Below are 26828 nucleotides of genomic sequence, written 5' to 3'. Positions count from 1 at the left end.
AGTGGCACTGGAAATTGCTACGACAACGCAGCGGTGGAAACCTTCTTCAAAACGATCAAGGCTGAGTTGCTGTGGCAACGCTCCTGGCGCACACGTCGCGACGCCGAGATCTCCATCTTTGAATACATCAATGGCTTCTACAATCCGCGACGGAGGCATTCAGCACTCGGCTGGAAAAGCCCTTTGGCCTTCAAAGCAAAGGCTGCATAAGTGAGCAATCGGAGCGGCACGAAAGCGTGACAGGTCCATCTTGCGATCCGCGCCAATAATCTGACAGGCCCGCCGTTCCGACAGACCCATTCGGGCCTGCAGATGCGCAACGGCCGCGCGCTTTACGGCGGGCCTTACCATTTTTTGACAAGAGCTCCTTCATCGCCGCCGCATCCAGCATCTGTTCAGCCAGCAGCTTCTTCAGCTTCACATTCTCGTCCTCAAGCGCCTTCAGCCGCTTGGCGTCGGAAACCGTCATCCCGCCATACTTCGCCTTCCAGGCATAGAATGTGCCCTCCGACATGCCATGCCTGCGGCACAGATCGGCACACTTCGCGCCGGCCTCATGCTCGGTCGGAATGCCGATGATCTGTTCTTCACTGTATCTCGTTCGCTTCATTGTCCGTCCCTTCCTTGGGTGGACTCTGGTTCCAGTTGGAGGAAATATCCCGTGGCAGGTCAGGCGAACCACCAGACGAGTGCCGAAACCTCATCAAGGCTGCCGGACAGGTTGCTGGAGCTTCTGGGTGGAGAGATTCGCGAGGAGTGGCGGAGCGCGCCTTCGGGTGCGATCTACGAGGTCCGGATTGATTCGGCCGGGCAGTCGCGGCTGCTGGGAATTGTCGCGCTTGGCAGCGGATCATCTCAGGGGAGAGTTCTGGAGCTGCGCTGATGACCGGAAAATCCGGATTCCGACAGCTCTGAATCAGCTCCGTTCTGCGCGGTCTTTAATGGAAAACGGCGGCCTCTGTTCATCGGTCGAGAAAGTTCACGAATTTGTCATTGCGACTTGAGGTGAGTTGGTTAACGATGTCCTCAAAAGACGATAACCGGTTACGGGGGACATGTTATGATTGCATTGAAGCGCGCTTGCTGCGCGGCCATTTTTTTGTACCTTTCGCAAATTCTGCTTTTCAATCAAGCCCTTGCCGATACGCCGACACCGATGCGTGCCGCGGTCGGGCACTCCCTCAAACTGGATCCGACAGACGGGCTTGAGCTTCCCGTCGGCGGTGCGCTGACGCCTTCCTGGGAATGGGTTTCGCGGCCCGCAGGCAGCGTGGCGGACTTTTCGGATGCCGCTTTGCTGCGTCCAAGCGTGACGCCCGATATCGGCGGCACCTACGTTGCGCGCATCACCATGCTGGCCCAGGATGGTGGCGCCGCGGCCACGGCGCTTCTGACATTCGGCACCGGAAATCTCCCACCAGTTGCGCAGGCGGTGATTCGCGATGTGCCGGACGGGACCTCTCCGGTCACGCTGGATGGCGCGGACAGCTATGACGTCGATGGCGATTCGCTGAGCTACATGTGGTCGGTCGAGACCGCGCCTGCGGGCAGTGCCGCGGCGATTATCGGGACCGGGCCGATGGCGGCCGTGTCACTCGATCTCGAGGGGGAATACCGCGTCGCTCTCAGGGTTCAGGACGCGCAGGGCGTGACGTCCGAGCCCGATGTCCTCGACCTGACCTTCCTGCCGAATTCCGGCAGCACCGATGTCTATCGCCTGAACTATGACAGCGTGCAGACCGCCGATGCCGCGGTGGCCGACACATTCGATCTGGGCGAGCGTCTGACCGCCCCCGGCGATCACACCCGCATCGACGGCTTCGTGCTGGATGACGGCGCGGGCGCGCTGGCCGACACGCTGAGCGTGACGCTTGGCGGGAACCTGTATACCGCCAGCGACGCGGGCGGGCTGCTGGCTATGGTCGATGCGCTGGAGCTGGACACCGATCCCCTGACCAATGCGCGGATGTCGCCCGATGCGGGCCGCACCGACCTGACGCTGATCTTCGGGCAGACCGGCGGTTCGGCCACACTGACGGACGTGATCGGGACGCTTCTGACCCGCGCCGATCTGGAAGCGCGCGGCGTCGATTTCTACGAAGGCGTGGGCGGCCGCGTGGTGGCGCCGGTGGCTTCGGCGCGGTTCGATCAGCTGGGTGCGGCGCTCGGAGAGACGCTGTCGGTCGAACCCTATGCCTCGACGGATGTGGATGGCGAGGTGCTGGTTGGCGCGCTTGGCGTTCTTGTCGCGCCCGCGGGTGCGGCACCGCAGCTGAGCACCGATATCGACGGTCTGTCGAGCTTTACCGCGGATACGGCGGGCGATTACCTGCTGGCGCTGAATGTCGACGATGGCCGCTTTACCGATCAGGATCATCTGCTGGTCGTGGCAGGTGGCGGAAACCTGCGCCCCGTGGCCCGGATCGCGCCGGCCACAACGTCCGCGGTGGGCGCGCGGCTGATCGTCGATGGCAGCCAGAGCTACGACATCGATGGCGATCTTCTGTCCTATGACTGGAGCCTGCTCTCGGCGCCGGAAGGCGCGTCGGCGGTGCTGGAGGCCGAGCGCACCGGATTTGTGGCCTTCACCCCGGATGTCGCGGGTGACTATGTAGTGCAGCTGTTGGTGGCCGATGCGGATGTGGCGGGCGTGCCCGCCACGACGTTGATCCGCGTGGCGCCGCCGCGCCCGGTGGCCGAGGCGGGCCGGGACCGTCTGGTCGGCGATCTGGGTCAGCTGTCGCTGGATGGCACGCTGAGTGTCGGCAGCGGCGGGGTGCAATACGCCTGGTCGTCGCTGGGTCTGATGGGCGACGGATCGTCCGTGGCCTTGACCGGTGCCGACACCGCGATGCCGGATGTCAGCCTGTCGATCCGCGAAGGCCGCTTCCGCGATGTGATCCGCTTTGCGCCGGTCTATCACTTCAAGCGCGCCGACACAGGCGGCTATTGCCAGTTCGACACGCGCCTGCCCGGCGACCTCGCCGCCAGCGCCTCGGAGCCGGTGCAGATCACGCTGCACAGCCGCGGCCGCCAGGACGGCATGCAGGGCGACCTGCTGGTCTGGGAGATCGAGAACAAGCAGGAATACACCCGTGACGTCACGCTGATCGACAGCGACGGCGTGGAACATGGCACCTGGACGGTGCCGGGCCGGGTGTCGGTGCATGTGACCTCGGCCGAGATCGGCAAGAAGGCCGATATGGGCGCCTATGTTGCGGGCACCCTGCAGGCGGAAGACCGCGCCAAGACCAACCCCTTCAACCGCAACAATCCGGTCTGCACCGGCCCCGGCTCGGGCGTGGTGCAGCTGATCGTCGCCGATGGCGCGGGCGCCTCGGTGGCCGATACGGTGTTTGTCGGCAACACCAACCTGCGGCCCGTTGTGGACGGTGGCGCGCGCTTCGAACTGATCTCGGGCGAGACCGTCGACCTGACCGCGTCCCTCTATGCCTACGATGCCAATGGCGATGCGCTGAGCTTTGGCTGGTCGCTGATCGCGCGGCCCGATGGCAGCGCCGCCGCTCTGGACGCCGCGGTCGTGCCGGGCGATGCGCTGACCTTTGCCCCCGACCGCGTCGGCACCTATCTGCTGCAGATCACCGCCACCGACGGCGAACTGATCGCCGAACCGGCGGTGATCGAGGTCGAGGTTCTCAACTCGCCCCCGACCGCCGCGATTACCGGCCCTGCCGAGACCTTTGTCGGCGACACCGCCACCCTGGACGGCACGACCTCTTCCGACATCGACGGCGACGTGCTCAGCTACGCCTGGACGCTGCTGAGCAGACCCGACGGATCGAGCGCCGTCCTGCTGGATGCCGATCAGCCGCTGGCCAGCCTGTCTCCGGACCGGCGGGGCGACTATGTGGTGCAGCTGATCGTGTCGGATTACGAATTCGACAGCGACCCGGTCACCTTCACGGTGACCGCCCCCAACCGCGCGCCCGTCGCAGCACTTGACGGGCCGGCGGATGTCGATGTCGGCACCGAGGTGACCTACTCCGCCGCAGGCTCCTCCGATCCCGACAATGATCCGCTGACCTTCAGCTATGCCATCACCGCGCAGCCCGCGGGCTCTGACCCGTTCCTCGCCGATCTTGGCGATGGCGAGGTCGGCTTTGTGGCCGATCAGCCGGGCGAGTACGAAATCATGGCCACCGTCGATGACGGTCTGCTGACCGACACCGCCAGCCTGACCGTGACCGCCGCGTCGCTGAACCAGCCGCCGGTGCTTGGTGATCTGCGCGATCGCTATGTGGTCGAGCTGGGTCTGGAACTGGCGCTGGACCTGACGGGAAGCGATCCCGATGACGACCCGATCTCGTTCTTTGCCACACCCCTCCCGCTGCCGCAGGGCATCGGGCTCGAAGCGACGAGCGGCGCGCTGCGGTTCCGCCCCGAGGCGGGCCAGTTGGGCAGCTACAGCTTTACCGTGGGCGTGTCCGACGGGACGCTGACCGACACCGCTGTTCTCAATATCGACGTGGTCGATGCCACGGCGGGCGACACCGGCGTCTTTGGCCGCGTGCTGGATGCCAAGACCCTTCAGCCCCTTGGCGACATGCCGGTGCGCCTGCGCGATGCGGCGCTGATGACCACCACCGACGCAAGCGGCGCCTTTGATTTTGGCAGCCTCAGCGCAGGCGGTGATCAGGTGATCATCGAACCATCGGCCAATGGCGGACCCGGCGGTTACCTGGGCACCCTGCGCACCATCACCGTCACCGAAAACCAGAACCGCGATCTTGATCCCGACTTTCTGCTGGTGCCGCTGACCGATGGCTGTGCCACGGTCGTGGCCGGACAGGACACCGTGATCTCTTCGGTCGCGTCCGGCCTGTCGGTGACCATCGCCGCGGATTCCGTGCAGACCAGCACCGGTGCGGCCTACACGGGCGACGTGTGCCTTGGTTCGCTGCCCGATCTGTTCGACCAGGCGGGCTTTGACGAAGACACCCGGGCCTGTCGCATCTACGCCCTGGATGCGCCGGGGGCGATCTTTACCCAAGGCATGACCATCACCGGTCCGAATCTCGACAACCTGCCCGAGTCGACGCGGCTTGAAATGTGGCGGGTGAGCGGCCTGAACGGCCTTTTCCGCCGTGTCGCGGATGCTGGCGTGGATGCAGGTGGTGCGACCGTCAGCGGCACCTTCAACCGGATCGAACAGGGTGCGCTGTTCACCTTCCTGCCGCAAGCACCCGCCACCCGCGCAGGGGCGGATGCGCCCACGGGCATGCAGATGCTGACGCCCTTCAAGGGGGACAATTCGACCAGCTACACGCTGCCTGGCTACACCGCCTTTGGCGAGATGCAGGACGTGACGCTGAGCTATCATAGCCAGGCTGCAAACCCAACCGTCATCGTGGCCGGCGACGTCACGATCGCGGGCGATGCCTCGTTGCCGGTAACGCTGGATACGCGCATTGAAGCGGGCGGTCTGTCGATCCTCGATACCCGCAGCTGGACTCCGCGCCAGGGGCTTGACGGTTCCACGCCCGCGTTGGTGGGCGAAGAGGTCCGCCTCAGCCAATCCATGCCGGTCGATGGCTCGGGCCTGGATTCCGGCCGCTATGCCTACCGCTTTGTCAGCCGCGCGCAATACGACTGCTCGACCGTGGGGGCCTCGCACAATGCAGAGTTCTACGTGCAGAACGAGGCCACATCGCCCTACGGCAATGGCTGGTCCATCGACGGGCTGCAGAAACTGGTCGAAGGCCCGGATGGCAAGGTGTCGATCATCGACGACGACGGCGTGACCACCTTCGATCCCGAGCCCACCCTGACCGAGTTCGTTGACGACCCGTTTGTGTTCCCCTCCATCGGCACGACAGGCGTTTTCGGCACCGATATCGACGGCGACGGCGATCTTGACGTGGTCTACGGCGAGAACGGCAAGGGCGCGCTGACCACCGTCATCAACTACGGCAACGGCGACCTGCGATTGGAAGACACGGTGGCCTTTGTCGACCCCAACGCCGTGCCGCAGACGGGCAGCTACCCGCCCAACCTGTCCGGCACCGCGATTGGCGAGCTCAACAACGACGGCACCGTCGATGTGGCCTTCACCACGCAGAACGAGCGCAGCTACGGGTTCCTCGCCAATGATGGCTTCGGTGGTTATTCGGTCGGTTTCGAGTCCGGAAATACGGGCAGCCGGGCGCTGGACGTGACCGTGGCGGATATCGACCAGGACGGCTTCGAAGACATCATCTACGTGGCCAATTCCGGCTTCTTCATCTTCCGCACGGATGAGGTCTGGATCAGCTACGGCGGGCCGAACGGCCGCAGTCTGCAGCTTTATGAGGGGCTCTTCTTCAACGGCGACAGCACCTTGCAGGTCCATGTGACCGACATTGATGGCGACGGTCTGGACGATGTGAGCTACCGCACGACGCAGGGCATGGATTTCTGGTACAACAACGGCAACCGGAACATGTCCCGGGTGCTGTCGAAGACCGGCAACGGCGGTCGCGCATTGCTAGGACCGTTCTCGCGCTTTGCCGATTTTGACGGTGATGGCGATAGGGATCTGATCTACTCGCGCAACGAAGACCTGCAATATGTCGAAAACACCGGCAATCGCAGCTTTGGCGCGCCGGTCACGATCACCCGCCCGCCGCAGGCCACCTCGATCATGGCGGTCAACGTGGCCGACGCCAACGGCGACGGGCTGATCGACCTTGTGGCGACCTTCGGCAACGAGGTGTTCGTCTACCGATCCAAAGGCGACGGGACGTTTCTGCCGTTCGAATCCGGCCTGGTGGATTACGGCTTTGGCGAGATCGACCTGAAAGACATCAACGGTGATGGCAGCCTCGATCTGCTTTCAACCCAGCGCTTCAGCACGACTGTGCATTTTTCCAAACCCTCCGCCTCGGGCCGCTTTGTGTCCGGCGATGGCGAGTTTTCCGAGCTGACCCGACTGCCCGATGGCACATGGGAACGCCGGATGAAGGACGGCACCGTCATCACTTATGACGAGAACGGCCTGCAAACCGCCGAGATCGATCCGCAAGGCAACGCCAAGACCTATGCCTACGGTGCCGATGGTCGGCTGGAGACGATCACCGACCAGGTCGGCGGCGTGACCAGCTTTGTCTATGACGCTTCGGGACGGGTGTCGCAGATCACCTATCCGGACGGGCGGTCGACCGCATTCGAATACGACGATATCGGCAATCTGACCCAGGCGACCGAGCCGACAGGCTCCACAGTGGGCTTCAGCTATGACGAGAACGGTCGTCTGGTGTCATCGACCAACCAGAACGGGAATACGACGGCCTACGCATATGACGATATCGGCAACATGATTGGTTCGCAGATGCCCGACGGCTCGCAGATTGCCAATCAGGTGGCATCGTCGTTGGGATTGGTCGACGGACTGGGCGGTCCGGCCACCAATCCTCTTCTATACGTCAAACCTGAAGACCGGATTACGACCGTAACAGACCGCAAGGGTCAGGTCACGACGGTTGAGGTGAACCAGTTCGGTTATGTCGTCCGGTCGGTCGATCCCTTGGATCGCGAAACTCGGGTCACGCGCGATGAACAAAACCTTGCCGTACGCATCGAACGTCCAAGTGATGCGTCCCCGGGCGGCATTCGCGTCGACACGCTTACCTATGATTTGCGCGGCAACGTTCAAAGCGTCACCGAAGCGGTCGGCAGCTCGGCTGAGCGGTCGATGTCGTTCACCTACGAGCCGGTGTTCAACAAGCCTGTAACCAAGACCGATGGCGACGGGTTCACCATGACCTACGCCTATGACGCCTTTGGTGAAGTGGTTCAGATCACCGACTCGCTCGGCAACAGCGAAGCGATGACCTACACCCCCGAAGGCAAGCTCGCCACACGCACCGACAAGAACGGCAACGTCACGGAGATGACGTATAACGAAGATCTGAACATTGCCTCCATGACCTATGCCGATGGTTCGATCACCGCGTTGACCTATGACGCGGCCGGCAACACGACCATTGTTGCCGAGGCGCAGGGTACGCCCATCGAACGGCAGGTCCGTCGCACATTCGACAGCCTAAATCGCATACTGACTGTCGAGGTAACCGGCGCGGACGGCGTTCAGATCGACGGTCTTCGGGAGTACAGCTATTTGCCGGCAGGCAACGTGGCCAGCTTCACCGACGCGACCGGTCTGGTCACGACCATGGGCTACGACGGGCTTGAGCGTCTCGTTACCTTCACCGATCCGGCCGAAGGTGAATTGCAGAGATTTTTCAATGAAGCCGGGGAAATGGTCGGCCACATATCCAGTGATGGCGCGGTCAACGCATTCGACTACGATGAAGTGGGGCGGCTGCGTGAAACCACGGATGCCGAAGGCTTTGTTAAGTCCATGAGCTATGACGCTCAGGACAACCTGCTTGCGTTCACGGACGCACGGGGCGGCACGACAACCTTCGGCTATGACAGCCGCAATCGTATGGTTAGCCGGACCGATCCATCGGGCAACACCATGGGCTGGGCCTATGATGCTCGCGGCAATCTGGTGCAACTGACCCGCGAAGACGCCTCGGTTGAAACCGCGACATACGATGGCGAAAGCCGCCGTGTCCAAGTTGTGACCGCGGACAATACGTTGAACTACAGCTTTGACCCACAGGGCAACCTGGTCGAGGCGTCTGACGATGACAGCCGGGTCAGCTTTGCCTACGACGGGCGCAATCGGGTTGTCTCTGCCACAACGGACGGTACCGTCGGCCCGCAGCCCCAGGTCACGCTCAGCTACAGCTACGACCTGTTGGGCCGTCGCATAGGCTTGACCGACGATCTGGGCGGAAGCACGGCGTACGGCTATGACGTCGAGAGCCGTCTGACAACGCTGGCCGCCCCTTGGGGAGACGTCTACAGCTTCGAATATGACGGCGAGGGGCGGCGGACTTCGCTGACCGGGACCTCTGGCCGTTCCACGTCGTATGCTTATACAAACAGCCTGCTCAGTGCGCTTACCCACGTTCAGTCCGGTGTGGCGCTGCTTGATCGGACTTATGGCTATGCGTCCGATGGCAAGCTGACCTCGGTTGTCGATGCTCTTGATCCTGCCAACTCACGGTTTACCAGCTATGACGCGCTGAACCGGCTTGTCCAGGTCACGGAAGGCATTCCGCCAATTGACGGTGGCACACCGGTTCCGGTTGAAGACTACGCCTACGACGGTGAAGGCAATCGTCTGAGCACGCATTTGTCCGGGCTGTACTCTACGAATGCCCAGAACAGCCTGACCGAGGACGCGAACTACACATACACCTACGATGCGCGCGGCAACCGCACATCGCGCGTGTCCAAGGCGACTGGAGAGGTCGAGACATATTCCTATGACAGCCAAAATCGGCTGGTGGGATACCAATCCGCCTCAGATACGGCGCAATACGCCTATGACGCGCTGTATCGGCGGATCGCAAAGACCACCAACAGCCTGACTGAGGCCTACATCTATGATGCGGATAGGCTCAGTGCGCCCGAAACGCACGATGTGGTGCAAACCTGGAGCGGCGGGCAGGTTGAACGCCGTTGGCTCTTTGGTCCGAAGGTCGATGAACCGCTCGCGTTCGAGGACTACGCCGGGACAACCGCGCCGGGATCGGGTTCGACGTTCGAGCTGTTAGCCAATCGCCTGGGATCCATCATCGCGGCGGTATCAATCGCAACCGGCAGTGTGGCGCAGGATTACGATTATGAAGGATATGGTCTTCGCAGCCAAAGCGCCGCGTTTGAACAGCCATACGGCTTCACAGGCAGGGAGCATGATGCGGAATCGGGCCTGATCCACTTCCGCGCCCGCGCCTATGATCCCGAAACCGGCACATTCCTGCAGAAAGATCCGATCGGTTTCGGCGGCGGTAATCCGAACCTTTATGCCTACGTGCAAAACGATCCGGTTAACCTTGTCGATCCGACCGGCCTGACCGCGACTATGAGCTACCGGGCGCTGACGACGATGACGGCCGTCACCGCGGCTCAGGCGATCTGCACTGCGGCAACGGATTGTCAGGAGGCGCAGGCGACAGGATGGGGGGCGATCTTCTCTGGCGTCTTCTCGCTGGTCGAAGCAATCAGCAAAGCCATGTCCGAGATTCCGCCGCTCGAAGGCCCAGAGGCTGAGCCGGGGCCAAATGACGACGGGTCATATACGGTGAATACGCCCTGGGGACCGATGAAGACCTATTCGTCGACAGAGGTACCCTCCGGTCCGCCAACACCCCCGGAACCGCCGGAAGAGCCGTGGTGGGCAAAGTTGCTCAGGCAGGTCGAGAAGATCCTCGAAGCTATCAGTGGAGGCTGACGGTGATTAAAGCTATAGCGCGCGCCCGGGGGGTTATACGCTGGGAGCGCGCTATCACTCTTATGAGTCGCAAGGAAGACGCCAAGGCGTTGGATGTGCTGCGCAGTATCAGGCTTCAGGAGGGCAACCGCCAGATCGCAATGGTGCAGGAGGCAAACTGCCTGGCACGTCTGCGCGACCATCCAGCGGCAATCGATGCGTACCGCGCAGCTGCAGATGCAGAAAAGCGGTGGGGTCAGCGCAAGAAGTCAACTGATAGCGACTACATCTTGGGCTATTGCGCGCTTTACGAGACGATCCTGACACGGTGGATGGGCGGTGCGTCACAGTCCGATGTCATGTCGCTTTACGACGAACTCTTATCCCTTGACGTAACACCCGAGCTAAAGAACCGGTTGCTGGTTCTGCCCAATCGCTCGGAACTGGTTTCGCGCTGAACAAGGTTTCCTACGGCCAGCAATATCGGAATTGCGTGGTCCGGGTGAGCGACCGCTAAAGACAACATGGCTTTGAGCGAGGATGCAGAAGCTTTAATGCGCGCGGTGGCAGAGTGAGGTGCCCCAAGTTTCCTAGACACCTGCCTGTTTTAGTTTGAGCTGCCTGTTTTCGAAGTCAACGGGCGACAGCATGCCGTTGTTCGTGTGCTTGCGCTTCGGGTGGTAGAAGAGCTCGATGTATTCGAACACGTCACGCCTTGCATTGTCGCGTGTCGGATAGGTTCTGCGCCTTATCGGCTCCCGTTTCAGCAGTTGGAAGAGGCTTTCGGCGACCGCGTTGTCGTGACAATTGCCGCGTCGGCTCATGCTGGGTTCAAGGTCGTGCTTGCGAAGAAACGTCTGCCACTCTCGGCTGGTGAATTGCGAGCCTTGATCAGAGTGCGCCGGGTCTGCAAGGCCTGTTCCGGCACGGGCTGCGACACCTGTGGCGGGTCGGGCTACGCCGGGCGCCGGGTGCTGTCCGAGTTATTGAGCGTCAGTGCGCCGCTGTCACAGGCGATCTCGGATGCGGCGGATATGAACACATTGCGGCAGGTCGCGGCGGCAAGCGGCTTTCAGGGGATGCAGGATCACGGTCAGCATTTGATCGAACGTGGCGAGATCGTCGAAGCCGATGTCTTGTGGGCAATCGGATCGCTTGCTCTGTAACCGGGATCGGGCGTGAATGTGCGGCCGTCGCAAGCGGACCGGCATTGCTGACAGCTCTGTTGGGCGGCGTTTCCAACCCCTACCAGAGCTCTGGCGACGCTCCCGCAAACGCGTGAAACGCCCTATCCGAAGACCCGGACCCCGCCAACCCAGGTGCCCAGCACCTTGCCCTGCAGGCGCGCGCCGTCGAAGGGGGTGTTCTTGGACTTCGACTCGAGCTTGAACCGATCCAGGATCAGCGGCTTTTCCGCATCGAAAAGCACCAGATCGGCGGGCGCGCCGCGGGCCAGCCGACCGCTGTCGAGCCCCAGCCGCCGCGCCGGGTTGAGTGACATCGCGCGGAACAGTGTCGGCAGGTCGAGGTCCCCCGAATGCACCAGCCGCAACAGCACCGGCAGCATCGTTTCGAGCCCCACCGCACCTGACGCGGCCTCTTCGTAGGGCAGGCGCTTGCTTTCCTCGTCCTGCGGCGTGTGGAACGACCCGACCACGTCGATGAGGCCCGAACGCAGCGCCTCCAACACCGCTTGCCGGTCCTCTTCGGACCGCAGCGGCGGCTTGACCTTGAAGAAGGTGCGGTAATCGCTCACGTCAAGTTCGTTCAGCGTCAGGTGATGCATCGACGTGCCGGCCGTCACGTCAAAGCCATTGGCCTTGGCCCGCTCCAGCGCGGGCAGGGCGCGGGCGGTGGTGATCTGATCGGCGTGGTAGCGTGCGCCGGTCATCTCGACCAGGGCGATATCGCGGTCCAGCCCCATGCGTTCGGCCATCGGCGTGACACCGGGCAGGCCGCGCAGGCTGGCGAATTTCCCACTGGTCACCGCCGCGCCCGCCGACAGGCCCGGGTCCTGCGGATGCATCATCACCAGCGCGCCCAGGGACCGCGCGTAGGTCATCGCGCGGCTCAGCACCTTGGTGTCGGTGATCACGTGGTCGCAATCGGTAAAGGCCACCGCGCCCGCATCCATCAGAAAGCCGATTTCGGTCATTTCCCGCCCGTCACGGCCCTTGGTCAGCGCGGCCATGGGCAGGACATTGACGGGGGCGGCCTCGTTCGCGCGGCGACGGATGAACTCCAGACTTTCGGGCGTGTCGATGGCGGGCAGGGTGTCGGGGCGCGTCACCATGGTGGTGATCCCGCCCGCGGCGGCCGCCAGCCCCGCGGATTTGAAGCTCTCCTTGTGCCGTTCGCCGGGTTCGCAGACCTTGACGCCGATATCGACGATGCCCGGGGCCAGATGCCGCCCGCGCGCATCGATCCGCGCCGCCTCGGGCACCCGGTCGGTCCCGACCTCGGGCGTGGGGGTGTCAAAGACCTCGGCGATCCGGCCCTCTGACAGCAGCAGCGCGCCGGGCCGCACCTCGTGCGCGTCGGTGTCGATCAGGCGGGCGTTGAAGATCAGCGTGTCGGTCATGAGATGTCTTTCGATGTGCGGTCTGCCTGAATCCCCCGCATCAGGCGGTAGACGGCAGGGGCGTCGGGCAGGCGTTCAAAGCCAATCGTCTGGATCGAGGAGCGTTTGCGGCTGCTGCGCGTGCGGGTGGCGAAGTCGATCGTTCCCAAGGGGCCGTCGCGCAGGGTGAGCGGCGTGTCGGGCCCGATGGGATAGGAGTCGAGCTTGCGCCCCATGAACGGCACGTCCGTGGCCACGAAGGCGCGCCGGTCCGTCAGCGTGTACCAGGTATGCCGCCGCCGCCAGACCGGGCCGATGAGTCCGCCGCACGCCAGGCTCAGCCCGGCCGCGAAGTGCAACAGCCCGAACATCCAGAAATAGCCGCCGCCCGCGGCGGCAAGCACCATCCAGAAGAGCGCAAAGCCCGCGAAGGCCGCGCCGAAAAGCGTGGCCGCGATGCCACCCGCCGTCACGTGCCAGCCGCCGTCGGGCCGCCCCTGCCAGACGATCCGCTCGCCGGGGTCGAGGATGCCGTTCCAACCGTCGGGCGTGGCGTGGGGGCGGTGGCCGTCGGCACCTTCAGCCGCTGATGGCATAGATGATGACCGCCAGCAGAATGACCCCGACAACCGCCAGCACCAGTTTCAGAACCCCGGAACTGCCGCGCGCCCCTGCCACCGCAGGGGAACCGCCTGCCAGCGTTCCCTTGGCGCTCTCGCTGCGCAGCGGCTCGCCCACGGGGGTCTTTGACGTGTCGGTATAGGTGCCGATCCAGCGCAGCGGCGACTGGATGCTGAGCGTCTGGGCGGTCCGGTCGAAGGCCTGGCTCGTCAAGATCACCACATGTCCGCGCAGCGCGTCCAGCCGGGCGCGATCCGCGCGAAAATCCTCTCCGCTGAGGCCGTAGCCTTCGGACAGGTACGTCGACAGCGGCATGTCGCCCAGATCGCGGATCGTCACGATCTCGACAAAGGCGGGGCGCAGCTTTTTCGCGCCCAGCCCGTATTGCAGGGGCCATTCGCCGGTCCCGGCCTGGCCGGTGTAGCGTTCGATCGCCTCGGGCGGCAGATCAAGGTGAAAGACCCGCGTGGTGTCCGCGTCGTATTCCGAGATCTCCATTGTGGTCATGCCATCACCTCCTTTGGGCGGGCGCGCAGGTTGCGCGCCAGCAGATCCATCGCCGCCATGCGCACCGCCACGCCCATTTCAACCTGTTCCTGGATCACCGACCGGTTGATGTCATCGGCCAGTGTGCCGTCGATTTCCACCCCGCGGTTCATCGGGCCGGGGTGCATCACGATAGCGTCGTCCTTGGCAAAGCCCAACTTTTCGGCATCCAGCCCGTAGCGGTGGTAGTATTCCCGCTCGGACGGGATAAAGCCGCCGTCCATGCGTTCCTTCTGCAGCCGCAGCATCATCACCACATCGACGTCGCGCAGCCCTTCGCGCATGTCCTCGAAAACCTCGACACCGAACTGGTCGATGCCCGCGGGCATCAGCGTCGGCGGACCGATGAGGCGCACGCGGTTCTCCATCTTGCCCAGAAGCAGGATGTTCGACCGCGCCACGCGGCTGTGGGCGATGTCGCCGCAGATCGCCACCGACAGCCGGTGCAGCCGTCCCTTGGCCCGCCGGATGGTCAGCGCGTCCAGCAGCGCCTGGGTGGGATGTTCGTGCCGCCCGTCACCGGCGTTGAGCACCGCGCAATTGACCTTTTGCGCCAGCAGATCCACCGCGCCCGACTGCGGATGGCGCACCACCAGCAGGTCGGGGTGCATGGCGTTGAGGCTCATCGCCGTGTCGATCAGCGTCTCGCCCTTCTTGATCGAACTGGCCTGCATCGCCATCGACATCACATCGGCACCCAGACGTTTGCCGGCCAGCTCGAAACTGGCCTGCGTCCGGGTCGAATTTTCGAAGAACATGTTGATCTGCGTGAGCCCCGACAGGATGCCCGAGCGTTTTTCGCGTTGCCGGTTCAGGGTCACGTACTTGTCCGAAAGATCCAGCAGCGTCGTGATCTCGTCCGGGCGCAGGGGTTCGATCCCCAGAAGGTGACGCTGATCGAAACGCATGGGCAGGCTCCTTGCCGGGTCGGTGCGGTTATAGAAAGCGCGGCCAAGGGCGGCAAGCGGCTTTGCCTGACGCGGCCCAGCGGGCGAGCCCCCGCGTCCTTTGCGGCGCCGCCGCCCCAAGGCGCGGCTTTCCGACCCGCGCGGGCCGGGATAGGATCACCCCCATGGATTCGGAACTGGATTGGCACGGGCTTCGGGCCGCCCTCGACTGGCAGGTCGAACTGGGCGTGACCGACACCATCGGCGAGACGCCGGTGAACCGCTACGAGGCGGCGGCAGAGGCTGTGGCACAGGTGGCCACGGTCGCCGCACAGGCGGCGGCCGCCCCCGCGCCCGCCCGGCCCGCGCAGGCCGATCCGGTGGCCGACGCGCGCGCCGCCGCCAGCGCCGCGCCCGATCTGGACGCGCTTCGCGCCGCCATGACCGCCTATGAGCATTGCGAGTTGAAGCGCGGGGCGCGCAACCTTGTCTTCGCCGACGGCACGCCGGGTGCCCGCCTCATGCTGATCGGAGAGGCTCCGGGCCGAGACGAGGATCTGCAGGGCAAACCCTTCGTCGGCCGGGCCGGGCAGTTGCTGGACAGGATGCTGGCCGCCATCGGCCTGTCGCGTGACGGCGGGGTCTACATCACCAACGTCCTGCCCTGGCGCCCGCCGCAGAACCGCGACCCGAAACCGGACGAGATCGCGATGCTGCTGCCGTTCCTGGAACGTCACGTGGCACTGGCGGACCCGCAGGTGCTGATCGTCATGGGCAACACCTCGTGCCAGGCCTGCTTTGGAAAACGCGGCATCATGCGGCTGCGCGGCCACTGGGCCGAGGCGTTCGGACGCCCGGCGATGCCGATGCTGCATCCGGCTTATCTCTTGCGCACACCCAGCGCCAAGCGCGAGGCCTGGGCCGATCTCCTCGCCGTGCAGGCCAAGCTGAAAGGCACCACCGCATGAGCCGTATCGACGAGACCCGTGACTTCATCCCGGTGCGCATCGCCGTGCTGACGGTCAGCGACACGCGCCAGGCCGCCGACGACCGGTCGGGCGATGTGCTGGTCGCGCGCCTGCAAGAGGCCGGGCACCATCTGGCCGCCCGCGACATCCTGCGCGACGACCGCGATGCCATTGCGCAAAAGCTGCGCGACTGGTGCGCCGATCCCGAGGTCGACGTGGTGATCTCGACCGGCGGCACCGGGCTGACCGGCCGCGATGTCACGGTCGAGGCGCACCGCGACGTCTACGAAAAGGAAATCGATGCCTTCGGTACGGTCTTTACCCTGCTCAGCATGGAAAAGATCGGCACCAGCGCCGTGCAGTCCCGCGCCACCGGCGGCGTCGCGCAGGGCACCTATCTTTTCGCGCTGCCAGGCAGCCCGGGCGCCTGCAAAGACGCCTGGGACGGCATCCTTGCCAAGCAGCTCGACTATCGCCACCGTCCCTGCAACTTTGTCGAAATTTTTCCGCGTCTCGAGGAACATCGCCGACGGAAATGACCCGCCGCGTCGTAACAGATGCGTGGTTTGGAAAATGCCGCGGTGCAGTTACATTAGACAGACGCCCACATCGGGGGGCGGTCACAGGGACGACGGATGAGGTTTCTCAGGCAGGCATTGACGGGGCTTTTCCTGGCGGCGCTGACGCTGGGCCTTCTGGTCTATGCGGGCACCCTGGTGCGCGACGCGGTACAGACGCGGCTGGCGGACGAACCGCGCGTCCCGCAGGCGCGTGAACGGGTGTTCGCGGTCAATGTGGTTAGCGCCGAACCGGCGACCGTCACCCCGATCCTCAGCGCATTCGGAACTGTCGAAAGCCGGCGCGAGCTTGAAATCCGCGCCGCGCTGGGGGGCACTCTGATCGAACTGGCCGATGGTTTCGAAGAGGGCGGAGAAGTGCCCGAAGGGCAGGTTCTCGCCCGGATCGACCCCGCTGACATGCAGTCGGTGCTGGACCGGGTGCAAAGCGACATTTCCGATGCCGAGGCCGAGGCGCGCGAGGCCGAGCGTGCGGTGGGTCTGGCCCAGGACGAACTGGCCGCCGCCCGCGATCAGGCCGACTTGCGCGAACGGGCGCTGACCCGCCAGCGCGATCTGGTGGAGCGCGGCGTCGGCACGGCGGCGGCGGTGGAAACCGCGGAGCTTGCGGCCTCGGCCGCGCGGCAGGCGGTGCTGACCCGCCGCCAGGCGCTGGCCCAGGCCGAGGCGCGCGTGGATCAGGCCGCCACCACGCTGGCCCGCGCCCGCATCGCCGAGGCCGAGGCGCAGCGCAGGCTGGATGACACTGTGATCCGCGCGGGGTTCGACGGCACGTTGACGGATGTCAGCGTGGTCGAGGGGCGGCTGGTGTCGTCGAACGAACAACTGGCGCGGCTGGTCGACCCCGATGCGCTCGAGGTTGCGTTCCGCGTCTCGACCCAAGGCTACGCGCGGCTTCTGGACGGGCAGGGGCGGCTGCGGCAGGCGGCGGTGACCGTCACGCTGGATGTCTTTGGCACCAACCTCACGGCCTCTGGCGTGCTGAGCCGTGAAGGCGCCGCGGTGGGCGACGGGCAGACCGGGCGGCTGCTGTTCGCGCGGCTGGGATCGGCACCGGGATTCAAGCCCGGCGATTTCGTCACCGTCACCATCGAGGAGGGCGCGCTGGACAATGTCGTGCGCCTGCCCGCCACGGCGGTCAATGCCGCCGGAGAGGTGCTGGTGCTGGGGGAAGAAGAGCGGCTGGAAAGCATCGCGGTCGAGGTGGTGCGCCGGCAGGGCGACGACGTTCTTGTCGCGGGCGCACCCGTGGCGGGCCGCGAGGTCGTCGCCGAACGCACGCCGCTTCTTGGGGCCGGCATCAAGGTGCGCGCCCTGCGCAGCGGTCCGGACGCCCAGGTCGCGCCCGAAGAGCCGGAAATGCTCGAGCTGACCGAGGAACGCCGCCAGCGGCTGGTCGCCTTTGTAGAAAGCAACACCCGCATGCCCGCCGAGGCGCGGACCCGCATCCTGGCGCAGCTGGGACAGGCCCAGGTGCCCGCCGCCGTCGTCCAGCGGATCGAAGCGCGGATCGGGGGCTGAGCGTGGTCCGCGACATGCCCGCATCCACCGGTGGCATCCTCAGCTACTTTACCCGCCATCCGACCATGGCGAACCTGCTGCTGATCATCCTTTTCGCCGCCGGTCTGCTGGCCGCGCCCAACATGCGCGCGCAGTTCTTTCCCGACGTGATCATCGACGAGGTCAACGTGAGCGTGCGCTGGGACGGCGCCGGGGCCGAGGATGTGGACGCCGCCATCGTGCAGGTGCTGGAGCCGGTGCTTCTGGCGGTAGAGGGGGTCGAGGAAACCAGCGCCCGCTCGACCGAGGGTCGCGCCAGTATCGAGCTGGAGTTCGAGCCGGGCTGGGACATGGGCCGCGCCGCCGACGATGTGCAGGCCGCCGTCGACGCGGTCACCACCCTGCCGGAAGAGGCTGAAGACCCGCGTGTCAGCCGCGGCGGCTGGCGCGACCGGGTGACGGACGTGGTGATCACCGGGCCGCTGGAACCCGCGCAGCTGGCCCGTTTTGCCGATGAATTCGTCGTCCGGCTGTTTGCCCAAGGCGTGACGCGGAGCACCATTCAGGGCCTTGCCGCGCCGCAGACGGTGATCGAGGTACCATCGGCCAACCTGATCCGGCACGATGTCACCCTGCGCGAGATCGCGAACGCCATCGCCGCCGAGGTCGATGCCGATCCGGCTGGCGATGTGGACGGGGCCAACGCGCGGGTGCGCACCGGGGTCGAAAAACGCTCGGCCGATCAGATCGCCGATATCGTCCTGCGGTCCGAAGCGGACGGATCGGCGCTGACCATCGGGGATGTGGGCGTCATCCGGGTCGAAGGCATCGACCGCGAACGCAGCTATTTCGTCGGTGACAACCGCGCCATCTCGATCCGGGTGGACCGCAGCGACCGGGGTGATGCCATCGACATCCAGCGCACCGTCGAAGAGGTCGCCGCAGGCTTTGAACCGGCCCTGCCCGAGGGTGTCACCATCGACCTGATCCGCACCCGGGCCGAGGCGATCAGCGGGCGGCTCAACATCCTGCTCGACAACGGCCTGACCGGGCTGGCGCTGGTGGTGATGCTGCTCTTCCTGTTCCTGAACGCGCGCACCGCCTTCTGGGTCGCGGCGGGCATCCCGACCGCCATGCTTGCGGCCATCGCGCTGATGTACGCCTTTGGCATCACCATCAACATGATCTCGCTTTTCGCGCTGATCATCACGCTGGGGATCGTGGTCGATGACGCGATCGTGGTGGGCGAGCATGCCGACCACCTGGCCCGGCGCGGCATGCCCCCGGTCGAGGCGGCGGAATCCGCGGCCAAGCGCATGGCGCTGCCGGTGTTCTGCGCCACACTGACCACGGTCATCGCCTTTTTCGGGCTGGTGGCCATCGGCGGGCGCTTCGGCGACCTGATCAAGGATATCCCCTTTACCGTGATCGTGGTGCTGCTGGCCTCGCTGGTCGAATGCTTTCTGATCCTGCCGCATCACATGGCCCGCGCCATCGCACATTCGGCGCGCGAACACTGGTACGACCTGCCATCGCGGCTGACCAACCGCGGCTTTCGCTGGATGCGCGAAACGCTGTTCCGCCCGCTCATGGCAGGGGTCATCAAGGCCCGCTATGTGGTGCTGGCGGGGGCCGTGGCGGCGCTGGCCAGCCAGGCGGCGCTGCTGATCTCGGGCGATGTGCAATGGCGGTTCTTCAACGCGCCGGAACGGTCGTCGGTCACCGGAAACTTTGCCATGGCGCCCGGGGCGACGCGCGAAGACACGCTTGAGATGATGCGTGAAATGCAGCGCGCGACCGAGGCGCTGGGCAAGGAATACGAGGAACGCCACGGTCTGAACCCGCTGGCCTATGTGATCGCGGAAATCGGCGGCAACGCCGGGCGCGGGCTGGCGGGCACCGATACCAAGGACGCCGATCAATTGGGCGGGATATCCATTGAACTGATCGAGGCGGACCTGCGGCCCTATTCCTCTTTCGCCTTCGTCGGAGAGTTGCAGGACAAGGTCCAACGGCACCCGATGGCGGAAACGGTCAGCTTTCGCGGCTGGCGCTCGGGCCCCGGGGGCGATGCGCTTGACGTGCAATTCTACGGCGCCAGCGCCGAGGTGCTGAAAGCCGCGTCCGAGGATCTGAAAACCGCCGTGCTGCAATTCCCCGAGGTGTCGGCGGTCGAGGATAACCTCGCCTACGACAAGGAAGAGCTGATCCTAGAACTGACGCCGCAGGGGGCGGCGCTGGGGTTCGGGATCGACGACCTGGGCGCGGTGCTGCGCAACCGGCTGGGCGGGATCGAGGCCGCGACCTATCCCGACGGTCCACGGTCCGCCGCGATCCGGGTCGAACTGCCAGCCGGAGAGCTGACGGCGGATTTCCTTGAACGGATGATGATGCGCACACCCGAGGGCGCTTACGTGTCGCTCGCCGATCTGGTCAGTGTCGGGCAGCGCACCGGTTTTTCCACGGTGCGCCGCGAAAACGGTATCCGTCTGATTTCCGTGACCGGCGACATCTCAGAAGACGATCCGGCCCGCGCGACCGAGGTGATGCAGGCCCTGCAGCAGGAAATCCTGCCCCGGATCGCGGCGGAACGGCAGGTCGAATACCGGCTGTCGGGGCTGAGCGAGCAGGAGGACGCGTTTTTGAATGATGCGCGCACCGGTCTGATCCTGGTGCTGCTGGGCATCTACCTTGTGCTGGCCTGGGTCTTTGCGAGTTGGACCCGGCCGCTGGTGGTGATGGCAATCATCCCCTTCGGCCTGGTCGGCACGATCTATGGCCATGCGCTGTGGGACGTACCGCTCAGCATGTTCACGGTTGTCGGGCTTTTGGGGATGACCGGGATCATCATCAACGATTCCATCGTGCTGGTGACGCAGATCGACGAATACGCCAAGACGCGCGGCGTGCGCCCGGCGATCATCGACGGGGCCGCGGACCGCTTGCGCCCGGTCATGCTGACGACGCTGACGACGGTTCTGGGCCTGGCGCCGCTGCTTTATGAGCGATCGCAGGATGCGCAGTTCCTCAAGCCCACGGTGATCACGCTGGTCTACGGGCTGGGCTTCGGGATGGTGCTGGTGCTGCTGGTGGTGCCCGCGCTGATCGCGGTGCAGCAGGATATCGCGCGCCAGATCGCGGCGCTGAAGACCGGGCTGCGCTTTCGTGACGGGCGGCTTCGCGGGCTGATGCTGGCGGCCTCGGCGGCGCTGGGGGGATGGCTGGCCGCGACGCTGGGGTGGGTGGCTGTCACCGGGGCGCTGCCCGCGCCGTTGATGGTGCTTCCGGGCCTGCCAGCGCTACAGGTCGCGCTGCTGCTTTTCGTCGGTGGTGCGGCGGCGGTGGCGCTGGTGGTCTATCTGCTGGCGGCGCTGGGCTACCTGCTGATGCGCCGCCGTGCGGCCTATAGCATTTCGCGATAAACATGTATCGCCTGACGCTGCCTGAAATCTTCGATTTCAACGCATCAGGCAATGCTGGATGTTTCAAGTCAATCGCGAAACGCTTTGGGCGTCGCTACTTGTCGCAGCCGCGAATGTCGACGGCCTGGCCCTTGCCCAGCAGGGTGATCCGCACCCCCGACCGATCCAGCGCAAAGGCCCCGCCGTCCACGTGCATCATCCGGGTTTCGGCCACGATCCGCCCGCCTGATTGAGTGGTCTTGGGTTCCGCCACCCAGACCTCGGGGTTGGCGGTTTCGATCACCGCGTCCATCGCGCCGCGCGCGGGCATGTCGATTTCCGCCCGCAGGGTCATCGCGCCGTCCTTGGCCCCGATGGTGCAGCGCACCGACCGCACCGCCGCCTCGGTCGCGCTGAAGGGCACGCTGGCCAGCGCTGCGGCGATCACCGGGTCGACCTTGGTCTGCGCGGCGGGCAGCACCGCGTCCAGGCGCAGGGTTTTCGGCACGCAGATATCCTTGCAGACACCCAGCTGCACCTGGCCCCGCAGCCGCACGTCCTGCCCGGACCCGCGCGTCGAGATGCGCAGCGGCAACACCACCTCGGGGGAATAGCCGACCGACCGCATGCCGCTTTGGAAAAACACCTCGGGCGTGGGCCAGGACACCGCCACCGTCTTGGCGTTGCGCGAACCCGACCAGTCAAAGAGCGGCGGAATGCCCGCATCCCCCGGCGCGCGCCAGTAGGTTTTCCACCCCGGCGCCATGGTCAGATGCAGCGCCGCCATGTGATCGCCATCCGCCAATCGCCACCCCGGGCGCAGCTCGGCCCGCAAAATGCTGTCGTCGGACTGCGCCAGCACCGGCGCCGAAAGGCCGCCGATCAGGGCAAGAAGGGTCAGGAAGATGCGTGTCATGCTGTTCGGAATGCCGCGTCCGCGCTGAAATGCCAAGTCACGTGTTGGCGATTCCTGCGTGTGCAGGGCGGCGGCGTTGCGGCCTTGCACGTCGCGATGCGCGGGTACATGCTGGGCCAAACCACTGGATAAAGGGCACGCGAATGGATGCGCAGAGCGCCTCGACCGATCTGACGGGCAAGCTGCTGATCGCCATGCCGGGCATGGGCGATCCGCGCTTTGCCCATTCGGTTGTCTATCTTTGCGCCCATTCGGACGAGGGCGCGATGGGCCTGATCGTCAACAAGCCCAGCGGCGATGTCAGCATGACCATGCTGCTTGATCAGCTGTCGATCGAGCCGTCGGCGGACATGTCGGGCCAGCAGGTGCATTTCGGCGGCCCGGTCGAGATGGGGCGCGGCTTTGTTCTGCATTCGCCGGATTACGAATCGGTCATGACCACGCTCGAGGTCGATCCCGATATCCACATGACCGCGACGCTCGATGTGCTCGAGGATATCGCCCGGGGGCAGGGGCCGCGCGAACGATTGATGATGCTGGGCTATGCGGGATGGGGGGCCGGGCAGCTTGAGGCGGAGCTGGCCGAAAACGGCTGGCTGGTCTGCGACGCCTCGCCCGATCTGGTGTTCCGCACCAGCGATGACGGCAAATGGCAGGCGGCACTGGCGACGCTGGGCGTATCGGCGCTGACCCTGTCGTCCGAAGGCGGGCGGGCCTGAGCGTCAGCCGCGCGGTGCGGCGGCTCGGCTCAGCCGGTCGTTGATGGCGATGCCGAGGCCGCGATGCGGGATAGGCGAGACGGCGATGGCCTTGGCCCCCGTGGCGTCCAGCCGGTGCAGGTAGTCGAAGAGGTTCGCTGCCGCCTCGGTCAGGTCGCCACGTTCCGACAGGTTCAGGTCGGCCTTGACCGCGCCAAAGCCAAGCCGCGCCTCGCCCTGGCGCCACTGTGTGGCATTCAGCCGGACAGGCGCCGTGGGTGCGTAGTGCGACAAAAGCTGCCCCGGCGCGGTAATCGCCTCGGTATCGCGCCGCTGGGCGAGCGGTCGGCCCAGTACCGTTTCGATCTGCGCGGCGGTGATGCCGCCGGGGCGCAGCAGGGTCGGCTGGCCGGTCAGGCCCAGGATCGTCGATTCCAGACCCACGTCGCAGCGCCCGGCATCCACCAGCGCCGCGATCCGGTCGCCCAGGCCCTGTTCCACGTGCTGCGCCGTCGTGGGGCTGATCTGGCCCGACCGGTTGGCCGACGGCGCGGCGACCGGGCCGCCGAATTCCGCCAGCAGGGCCCGCGCCACCGGATGCGCGGGCATTCGCACCGCCAGGCTGTCCAGCCCCGCCGTCACCAGCCTGGACACCGGCGCGCCGGGCATCAGCGGCAGCACAAGGGTCAGCGGCCCGGGCCAGAAGGCATCCGACAGTGCCTCAGCCGCGTCCGACCAGCGCACCAGCGCCTGCACCGCATCCCGTTCGGCGAGATGCACGATCAGCGGGTTGAAGCTGGGCCGGCCCTTGGCGGCAAAGATCCCGGCGACCGCGTGATCGTTGCCCGCATCGGCGCCCAGCCCGTAGACGGTTTCAGTGGGAAAGGCGACAAGATGCCCGTCGCGCAGGTGGGTCGCGGCCGCGCGCAGGGCGTCGGCATCGGTGCCTAGACGTTGAAGGGCGGGCTGGTTCATGGGTCCCGTGACGCGGCGTTTCGGTTGATGCTTCACGCGGCGGGGATAAATCTGACCCCAACAGCGCGGCTCTGCATAGGGGAGTCGCGGCACCTTGCCAAGCCATCCGCAGTGGAGACAGTCATGCCGTACCGCGCGCCGATTTCCGAATATCGCTTTCTTTTCGACCATGTCGTGGGCTTTGACGCCGTCACCGCCACCGACCGTTTTTCCGAAGCCACGCCCGACATGGTCGATGCCATCCTGACCGAAGCGGGCAAGATGTGCGAAGAGGTGCTGGCCCCGCTGCAGCGCGCCGGGGATCAGCATCCGGCGCGCCTGGAAAACGGGGTCGTGCGCACCTCGCCCGGCTTTGCCGAGGGGCACAAGGCCATCGCCGAAGGCGGCTGGGTCGCCATCGCGGCGGATCCCGAACATGGCGGCATGGGCCTGCCGATGACGGTGACGACGGCGGTGAACGAGATGATGAGCGCCGCGTGTTTGGCGATCCAGCTCAACCCGCTGATGACCCAGGGCCAGATCGAGGCGCTGGAACACCACGCCAGCGATGAGATCAAGGCGACCTACCTGCCCAAGCTGATCAGCGGCGAATGGTGCGGAACGATGAACCTGACCGAACCGCAGGCCGGGTCGGATGTGGGCGCGCTGCGGACCAAGGCCGAGCCCAACGGCGACGGTTCCTACAGCATCAGCGGGCAGAAGATCTATATCTCTTGGGGCGACAACGATTTCACCGAAAACGTCTGCCATCTGGTCCTGGCGCGCCTGCCGGACGGGGTCGACGGGACAAAGGGTATATCGCTTTTCATGGTGCCCAAGTACCTGCCCAACGACGACGGCACCCCCGGCAAGGCCAACGATCTGCGGGTGGTCAGCCTGGAGCATAAGATGGGCCTGCACGGATCGCCCACCGCGGTGATGGAATACGACGGTGCCACCGGCTGGCTGGTCGGCGGCGAACATGACGGCATGAAATGCATGTTCACCATGATGAACAACGCGCGCCTCGGTGTCGGCGGGCAGGGCATCGGCGTGGCCGAGGCGGCGTATCAGCACGCCTTGGACTACGCCATGGACCGCAAGCAGGGCCGTACCCCGGTCGAGGGCGGCAATACGATCGTCGATCACGCCGATGTGCGCCGGATGCTGGCCACGATGAAGGCGGATGTCTTTGCCGCGCGGGCCATCGCCCTGTCCTGCGCCGTGGCCATCGACATGGCCCACGCCACGGGGGATGCCGACTGGTCCGCCCGCGCCGCGCTGCTGACCCCGATTGCCAAGGCGTTCGGCACCGACACCGGCATCGCGGTGTCGGACACCGGCGTGCAGGTCCACGGCGGCATGGGCTTTATCGAGGAAACGGGCGCCGCGCAGTATTGCCGCGACGTACGGGTCACGGCGATCTACGAGGGCACCAACGGCATCCAGTCGATGGACCTTGTGGCGCGCAAGATGATGGACGGCGGCGACGCGGCCTTTGCCTTGCTGGACGAGATCGAAGCCTTTGCCGAAGCGGCGAAATCCGATCTGCCCGATCTGGCCGAACCGGTCTGGCAGGCAGCAGAGACGCTGCGCGAGACGGTGGAATGGCTGGTCGCGCAGCAGGACATGACCACGCGCTTTGCCGGGGCGGTGCCGTTCCTGCGTGGGTTCGCGCGGGTGCTGGGCGGCTACTTCCACCTGCGGGCCGCGGTGGCCGAACCGGGGGGCGCGCGGGCGCGGCTGGCGCGGTTCTACATCCTGCGTCTGCTGGCGGAACACAAAAGCCTCTTTGCGCAGGCGCGCGCGGGTTCGGACGATCTTTACGCGCTCAGCACGGACGATCTGGCCGCATGATGGACGGCGCGGGCGACGTCATCCGCTACCCCTGGGCCGAACCGCCTGCCGAAGGCACGGCTACAGAGGTGGCCGAGGGTGTGCTGTGGATGCGCCTGCCGCTGCCGATGAAGCTTGATCACGTGAACGTCTACGCGCTGGACGATGGCGACGGCTGGACGCTGATCGATACCGGGTTTCATTCAAGGCGCACGGTGGGGATCTGGCAAAGGCTGTTGAACGGGCCGCTGGCGGGCAAGCCGGTGCACCGGGTTCTGATCACGCATCACCACCCCGATCACGTCGGGCTGGCCGGCTGGTTCCAGGGGCAGGGGGCGCGCCTGTTGGCGACCCGGACCGCGTGGCTTTTCGCGCGGATGCTGACGCTGGATGCGCAGGACCGCCCAACCGAAGAGACGCTGACCTACTGGCGGCGCTGCGGCATGGATGCCGAGATCCTTGCCAAACGGCAGGCCGAACGGCCCTTCAACTTTGCCGATGTGGTCTATCCGATGCCCTTGGGCTTTGCCCGGATCAAACAGGGCGACGTGCTGCGGCTGGGCGGGCGTGACTGGGATGTGCATATCGGAAATGGCCATGCGCCCGAACACGCGACGCTCTGGTCGCGGGATGACAACCTTGTGCTGGGCGGCGACCAGATCCTGCCGTCGATCTCCTCCAACATCGGCGTCTATGCCACCGAACCCGAGGCCGACCCCGTCGCCGACTGGCTGGAGGCCTGCGAACGGCTGAGCACGCTGGCGCGGCCCGATCATCTGGTTCTGGGCGGGCACAAGCTGCCCTTTACCGGCCTGCCGCAACGGATGCGACAGCTTATCGACAATCACCATGGCGCGTTGGAACGGCTCGAGGCGCATCTGGCCGAGCCGCGTGCGGCGGGCGACTGTTTTGCCCCGCTCTTCAAACGCAAGATCGGTGAGGGCGAATACGGTCTCGCCCTCGTCGAATCCATGGCGCACTGCCTGCACCTTTGGCACGAAGGCCGTGCCACGCGCAGCCTGCGCGCCGACGGGGCCTGGGTGTTCCAGCAGGTCTAGGCGCGCGTTTTCCCTCAAGG

General features: G+C 65.4%; 18 protein-coding genes and 2 pseudogenes. 12 read left to right on the top strand and 8 right to left on the bottom strand.

The features are described 5' to 3' along the window. Positions 1 to 210 (top strand): integrase core domain-containing protein (locus ACOXXX_RS20275; RefSeq protein ID WP_422826436.1); only part of this gene is annotated, 210 nt, incomplete at its 5' end. A 36-nt stretch (positions 211 to 246) separates the two neighbouring features. Here ACOXXX_RS20275 and ACOXXX_RS20270 read toward each other — a convergent pair. Then, positions 247 to 610: pseudogene (locus ACOXXX_RS20270) on the bottom strand (transposase); the annotation flags it as partial. Between the two features lie 51 nt (positions 611 to 661). Here ACOXXX_RS20270 and ACOXXX_RS20265 point away from each other — a divergent pair. The 3 genes from ACOXXX_RS20265 to ACOXXX_RS20255 all read left to right on the top strand — a co-directional run bounded on the left by ACOXXX_RS20265 (position 662) and on the right by ACOXXX_RS20255 (position 10743). Continuing rightward, a complete protein-coding gene (locus tag ACOXXX_RS20265; protein ID WP_422828445.1) occupies positions 662 to 883 on the top strand; it encodes a hypothetical protein in 222 nt (73 codons plus the stop codon). A gap of 273 nt (positions 884 to 1156) precedes the next feature. Then, positions 1157 to 10306 carry a PKD domain-containing protein gene (locus tag ACOXXX_RS20260; protein WP_422828444.1) on the top strand — a complete coding sequence of 3050 codons (9150 nt, stop codon included), beginning with the start codon at positions 1157 to 1159 and terminating at the stop codon, positions 10304 to 10306. Between the two features lie 62 nt (positions 10307 to 10368). Continuing rightward, positions 10369 to 10743 carry a hypothetical protein gene (locus ACOXXX_RS20255; RefSeq protein WP_422828443.1) on the top strand — a complete coding sequence of 125 codons (375 nt, stop codon included), beginning with the start codon at positions 10369 to 10371 and terminating at the stop codon, positions 10741 to 10743. Positions 10744 to 10875: 132 nt separating this feature from the next. Here the strand turns inward: ACOXXX_RS20255 and ACOXXX_RS20250 are convergent. Next, positions 10876 to 11184 (bottom strand): annotated as a pseudogene (locus ACOXXX_RS20250) (IS3 family transposase); the annotation flags it as partial. Here ACOXXX_RS20250 and ACOXXX_RS20245 point away from each other — a divergent pair. Further along, positions 11173 to 11451 (top strand): hypothetical protein, encoded by a 279-nt coding sequence (locus ACOXXX_RS20245; protein ID WP_422828442.1) that lies wholly within the window; start codon positions 11173 to 11175, stop codon positions 11449 to 11451. The pseudogene ACOXXX_RS20250 and the gene ACOXXX_RS20245 sit on opposite strands and share 12 nt — an antisense overlap. Before the next feature lie 122 nt (positions 11452 to 11573). Here ACOXXX_RS20245 and pyrC read toward each other — a convergent pair whose 3' ends face one another. Genes pyrC through ACOXXX_RS20225 form a run of 4 tightly spaced genes read right to left on the bottom strand, consistent with a single transcriptional unit; the run spans position 11574 to position 14920 of the window. After that, positions 11574 to 12866: a dihydroorotase gene (gene pyrC, locus ACOXXX_RS20240; RefSeq protein WP_422828441.1), complete on the bottom strand. Its 1293-nt coding sequence runs from the start codon at positions 12864 to 12866 to the stop codon at positions 11574 to 11576. After that, positions 12863 to 13441 carry an aspartate carbamoyltransferase catalytic subunit gene (locus ACOXXX_RS20235; RefSeq protein ID WP_422828440.1) on the bottom strand — a complete coding sequence of 193 codons (579 nt, stop codon included), beginning with the start codon at positions 13439 to 13441 and terminating at the stop codon, positions 12863 to 12865. Before ACOXXX_RS20235 ends, pyrC begins: the two co-directional genes overlap by 4 nt. Then, complete coding sequence (locus ACOXXX_RS20230; protein WP_422828439.1) at positions 13425 to 13973, bottom strand: aspartate carbamoyltransferase catalytic subunit; 549 nt, start codon at positions 13971 to 13973, stop codon at positions 13425 to 13427. The genes ACOXXX_RS20235 and ACOXXX_RS20230 overlap by 17 nt, the downstream gene beginning before the upstream one ends. Further along, the gene (locus tag ACOXXX_RS20225; protein WP_422828438.1) at positions 13970 to 14920 is read right to left on the bottom strand and encodes an aspartate carbamoyltransferase catalytic subunit; all 951 of its coding nucleotides are present in this window, start codon (positions 14918 to 14920) and stop codon (positions 13970 to 13972) included. Before ACOXXX_RS20225 ends, ACOXXX_RS20230 begins: the two co-directional genes overlap by 4 nt. Positions 14921 to 15084: 164 nt before the next feature. On the opposite strand from ACOXXX_RS20225, the gene ACOXXX_RS20220 reads away from it, so the two are divergent. The 4 genes from ACOXXX_RS20220 (at position 15085) to ACOXXX_RS20205 (ending at position 21367) form a co-directional block, all read left to right on the top strand. Then, positions 15085 to 15867 (top strand): uracil-DNA glycosylase, encoded by a 783-nt coding sequence (locus ACOXXX_RS20220; RefSeq protein WP_422828437.1) that lies wholly within the window; start codon positions 15085 to 15087, stop codon positions 15865 to 15867. Then, the gene (gene moaB / locus ACOXXX_RS20215; RefSeq protein ID WP_422828436.1) at positions 15864 to 16406 is read left to right on the top strand and encodes a molybdenum cofactor biosynthesis protein B; all 543 of its coding nucleotides are present in this window, start codon (positions 15864 to 15866) and stop codon (positions 16404 to 16406) included. The genes ACOXXX_RS20220 and moaB overlap by 4 nt, the downstream gene beginning before the upstream one ends. A 96-nt stretch (positions 16407 to 16502) precedes the next feature. Next, positions 16503 to 17966: an efflux RND transporter periplasmic adaptor subunit gene (locus tag ACOXXX_RS20210; protein WP_422828435.1), complete on the top strand. Its 1464-nt coding sequence runs from the start codon at positions 16503 to 16505 to the stop codon at positions 17964 to 17966. Between the two features lie 14 nt (positions 17967 to 17980). After that, positions 17981 to 21367, top strand: coding sequence for an efflux RND transporter permease subunit (locus tag ACOXXX_RS20205; protein WP_422828434.1), 3387 nt, complete (start codon positions 17981 to 17983; stop codon positions 21365 to 21367). A gap of 94 nt (positions 21368 to 21461) precedes the next feature. On the opposite strand, the gene ACOXXX_RS20200 is transcribed toward ACOXXX_RS20205, so the two are convergent. Beyond that, the gene (locus tag ACOXXX_RS20200; protein WP_422828433.1) at positions 21462 to 22262 is read right to left on the bottom strand and encodes a protein-disulfide reductase DsbD domain-containing protein; all 801 of its coding nucleotides are present in this window, start codon (positions 22260 to 22262) and stop codon (positions 21462 to 21464) included. Between the two features lie 143 nt (positions 22263 to 22405). On the opposite strand from ACOXXX_RS20200, the gene ACOXXX_RS20195 reads away from it, so the two are divergent. After that, positions 22406 to 22981, top strand: a complete 576-nt coding sequence (locus tag ACOXXX_RS20195) for a YqgE/AlgH family protein (protein WP_422828432.1) — start codon at positions 22406 to 22408, stop codon at positions 22979 to 22981. Positions 22982 to 22984: 3 nt separating this feature from the next. On the opposite strand, the gene ACOXXX_RS20190 is transcribed toward ACOXXX_RS20195, so the two are convergent. After that, a complete protein-coding gene (locus ACOXXX_RS20190; protein WP_422828431.1) occupies positions 22985 to 23935 on the bottom strand; it encodes an L-threonylcarbamoyladenylate synthase in 951 nt (316 codons plus the stop codon). Between the two features lie 123 nt (positions 23936 to 24058). On the opposite strand from ACOXXX_RS20190, the gene ACOXXX_RS20185 reads away from it, so the two are divergent. Then, positions 24059 to 25771: an acyl-CoA dehydrogenase gene (locus ACOXXX_RS20185; RefSeq protein WP_422828430.1), complete on the top strand. Its 1713-nt coding sequence runs from the start codon at positions 24059 to 24061 to the stop codon at positions 25769 to 25771. After that, positions 25771 to 26808, top strand: coding sequence for an MBL fold metallo-hydrolase (locus ACOXXX_RS20180; RefSeq protein ID WP_422828448.1), 1038 nt, complete (start codon positions 25771 to 25773; stop codon positions 26806 to 26808). The genes ACOXXX_RS20185 and ACOXXX_RS20180 overlap by 1 nt, the downstream gene beginning before the upstream one ends. Positions 26809 to 26828 lie beyond the last annotated feature (20 nt).

The organism is Thalassococcus sp. BH17M4-6 (assembly GCF_049323015.1).
Lineage (GTDB): Bacteria > Pseudomonadota > Alphaproteobacteria > Rhodobacterales > Rhodobacteraceae > Puniceibacterium.
The sequence above is the reverse complement of the archived record's forward strand: the minus strand, read 5'-3'. Positions and strand labels throughout refer to the sequence as shown.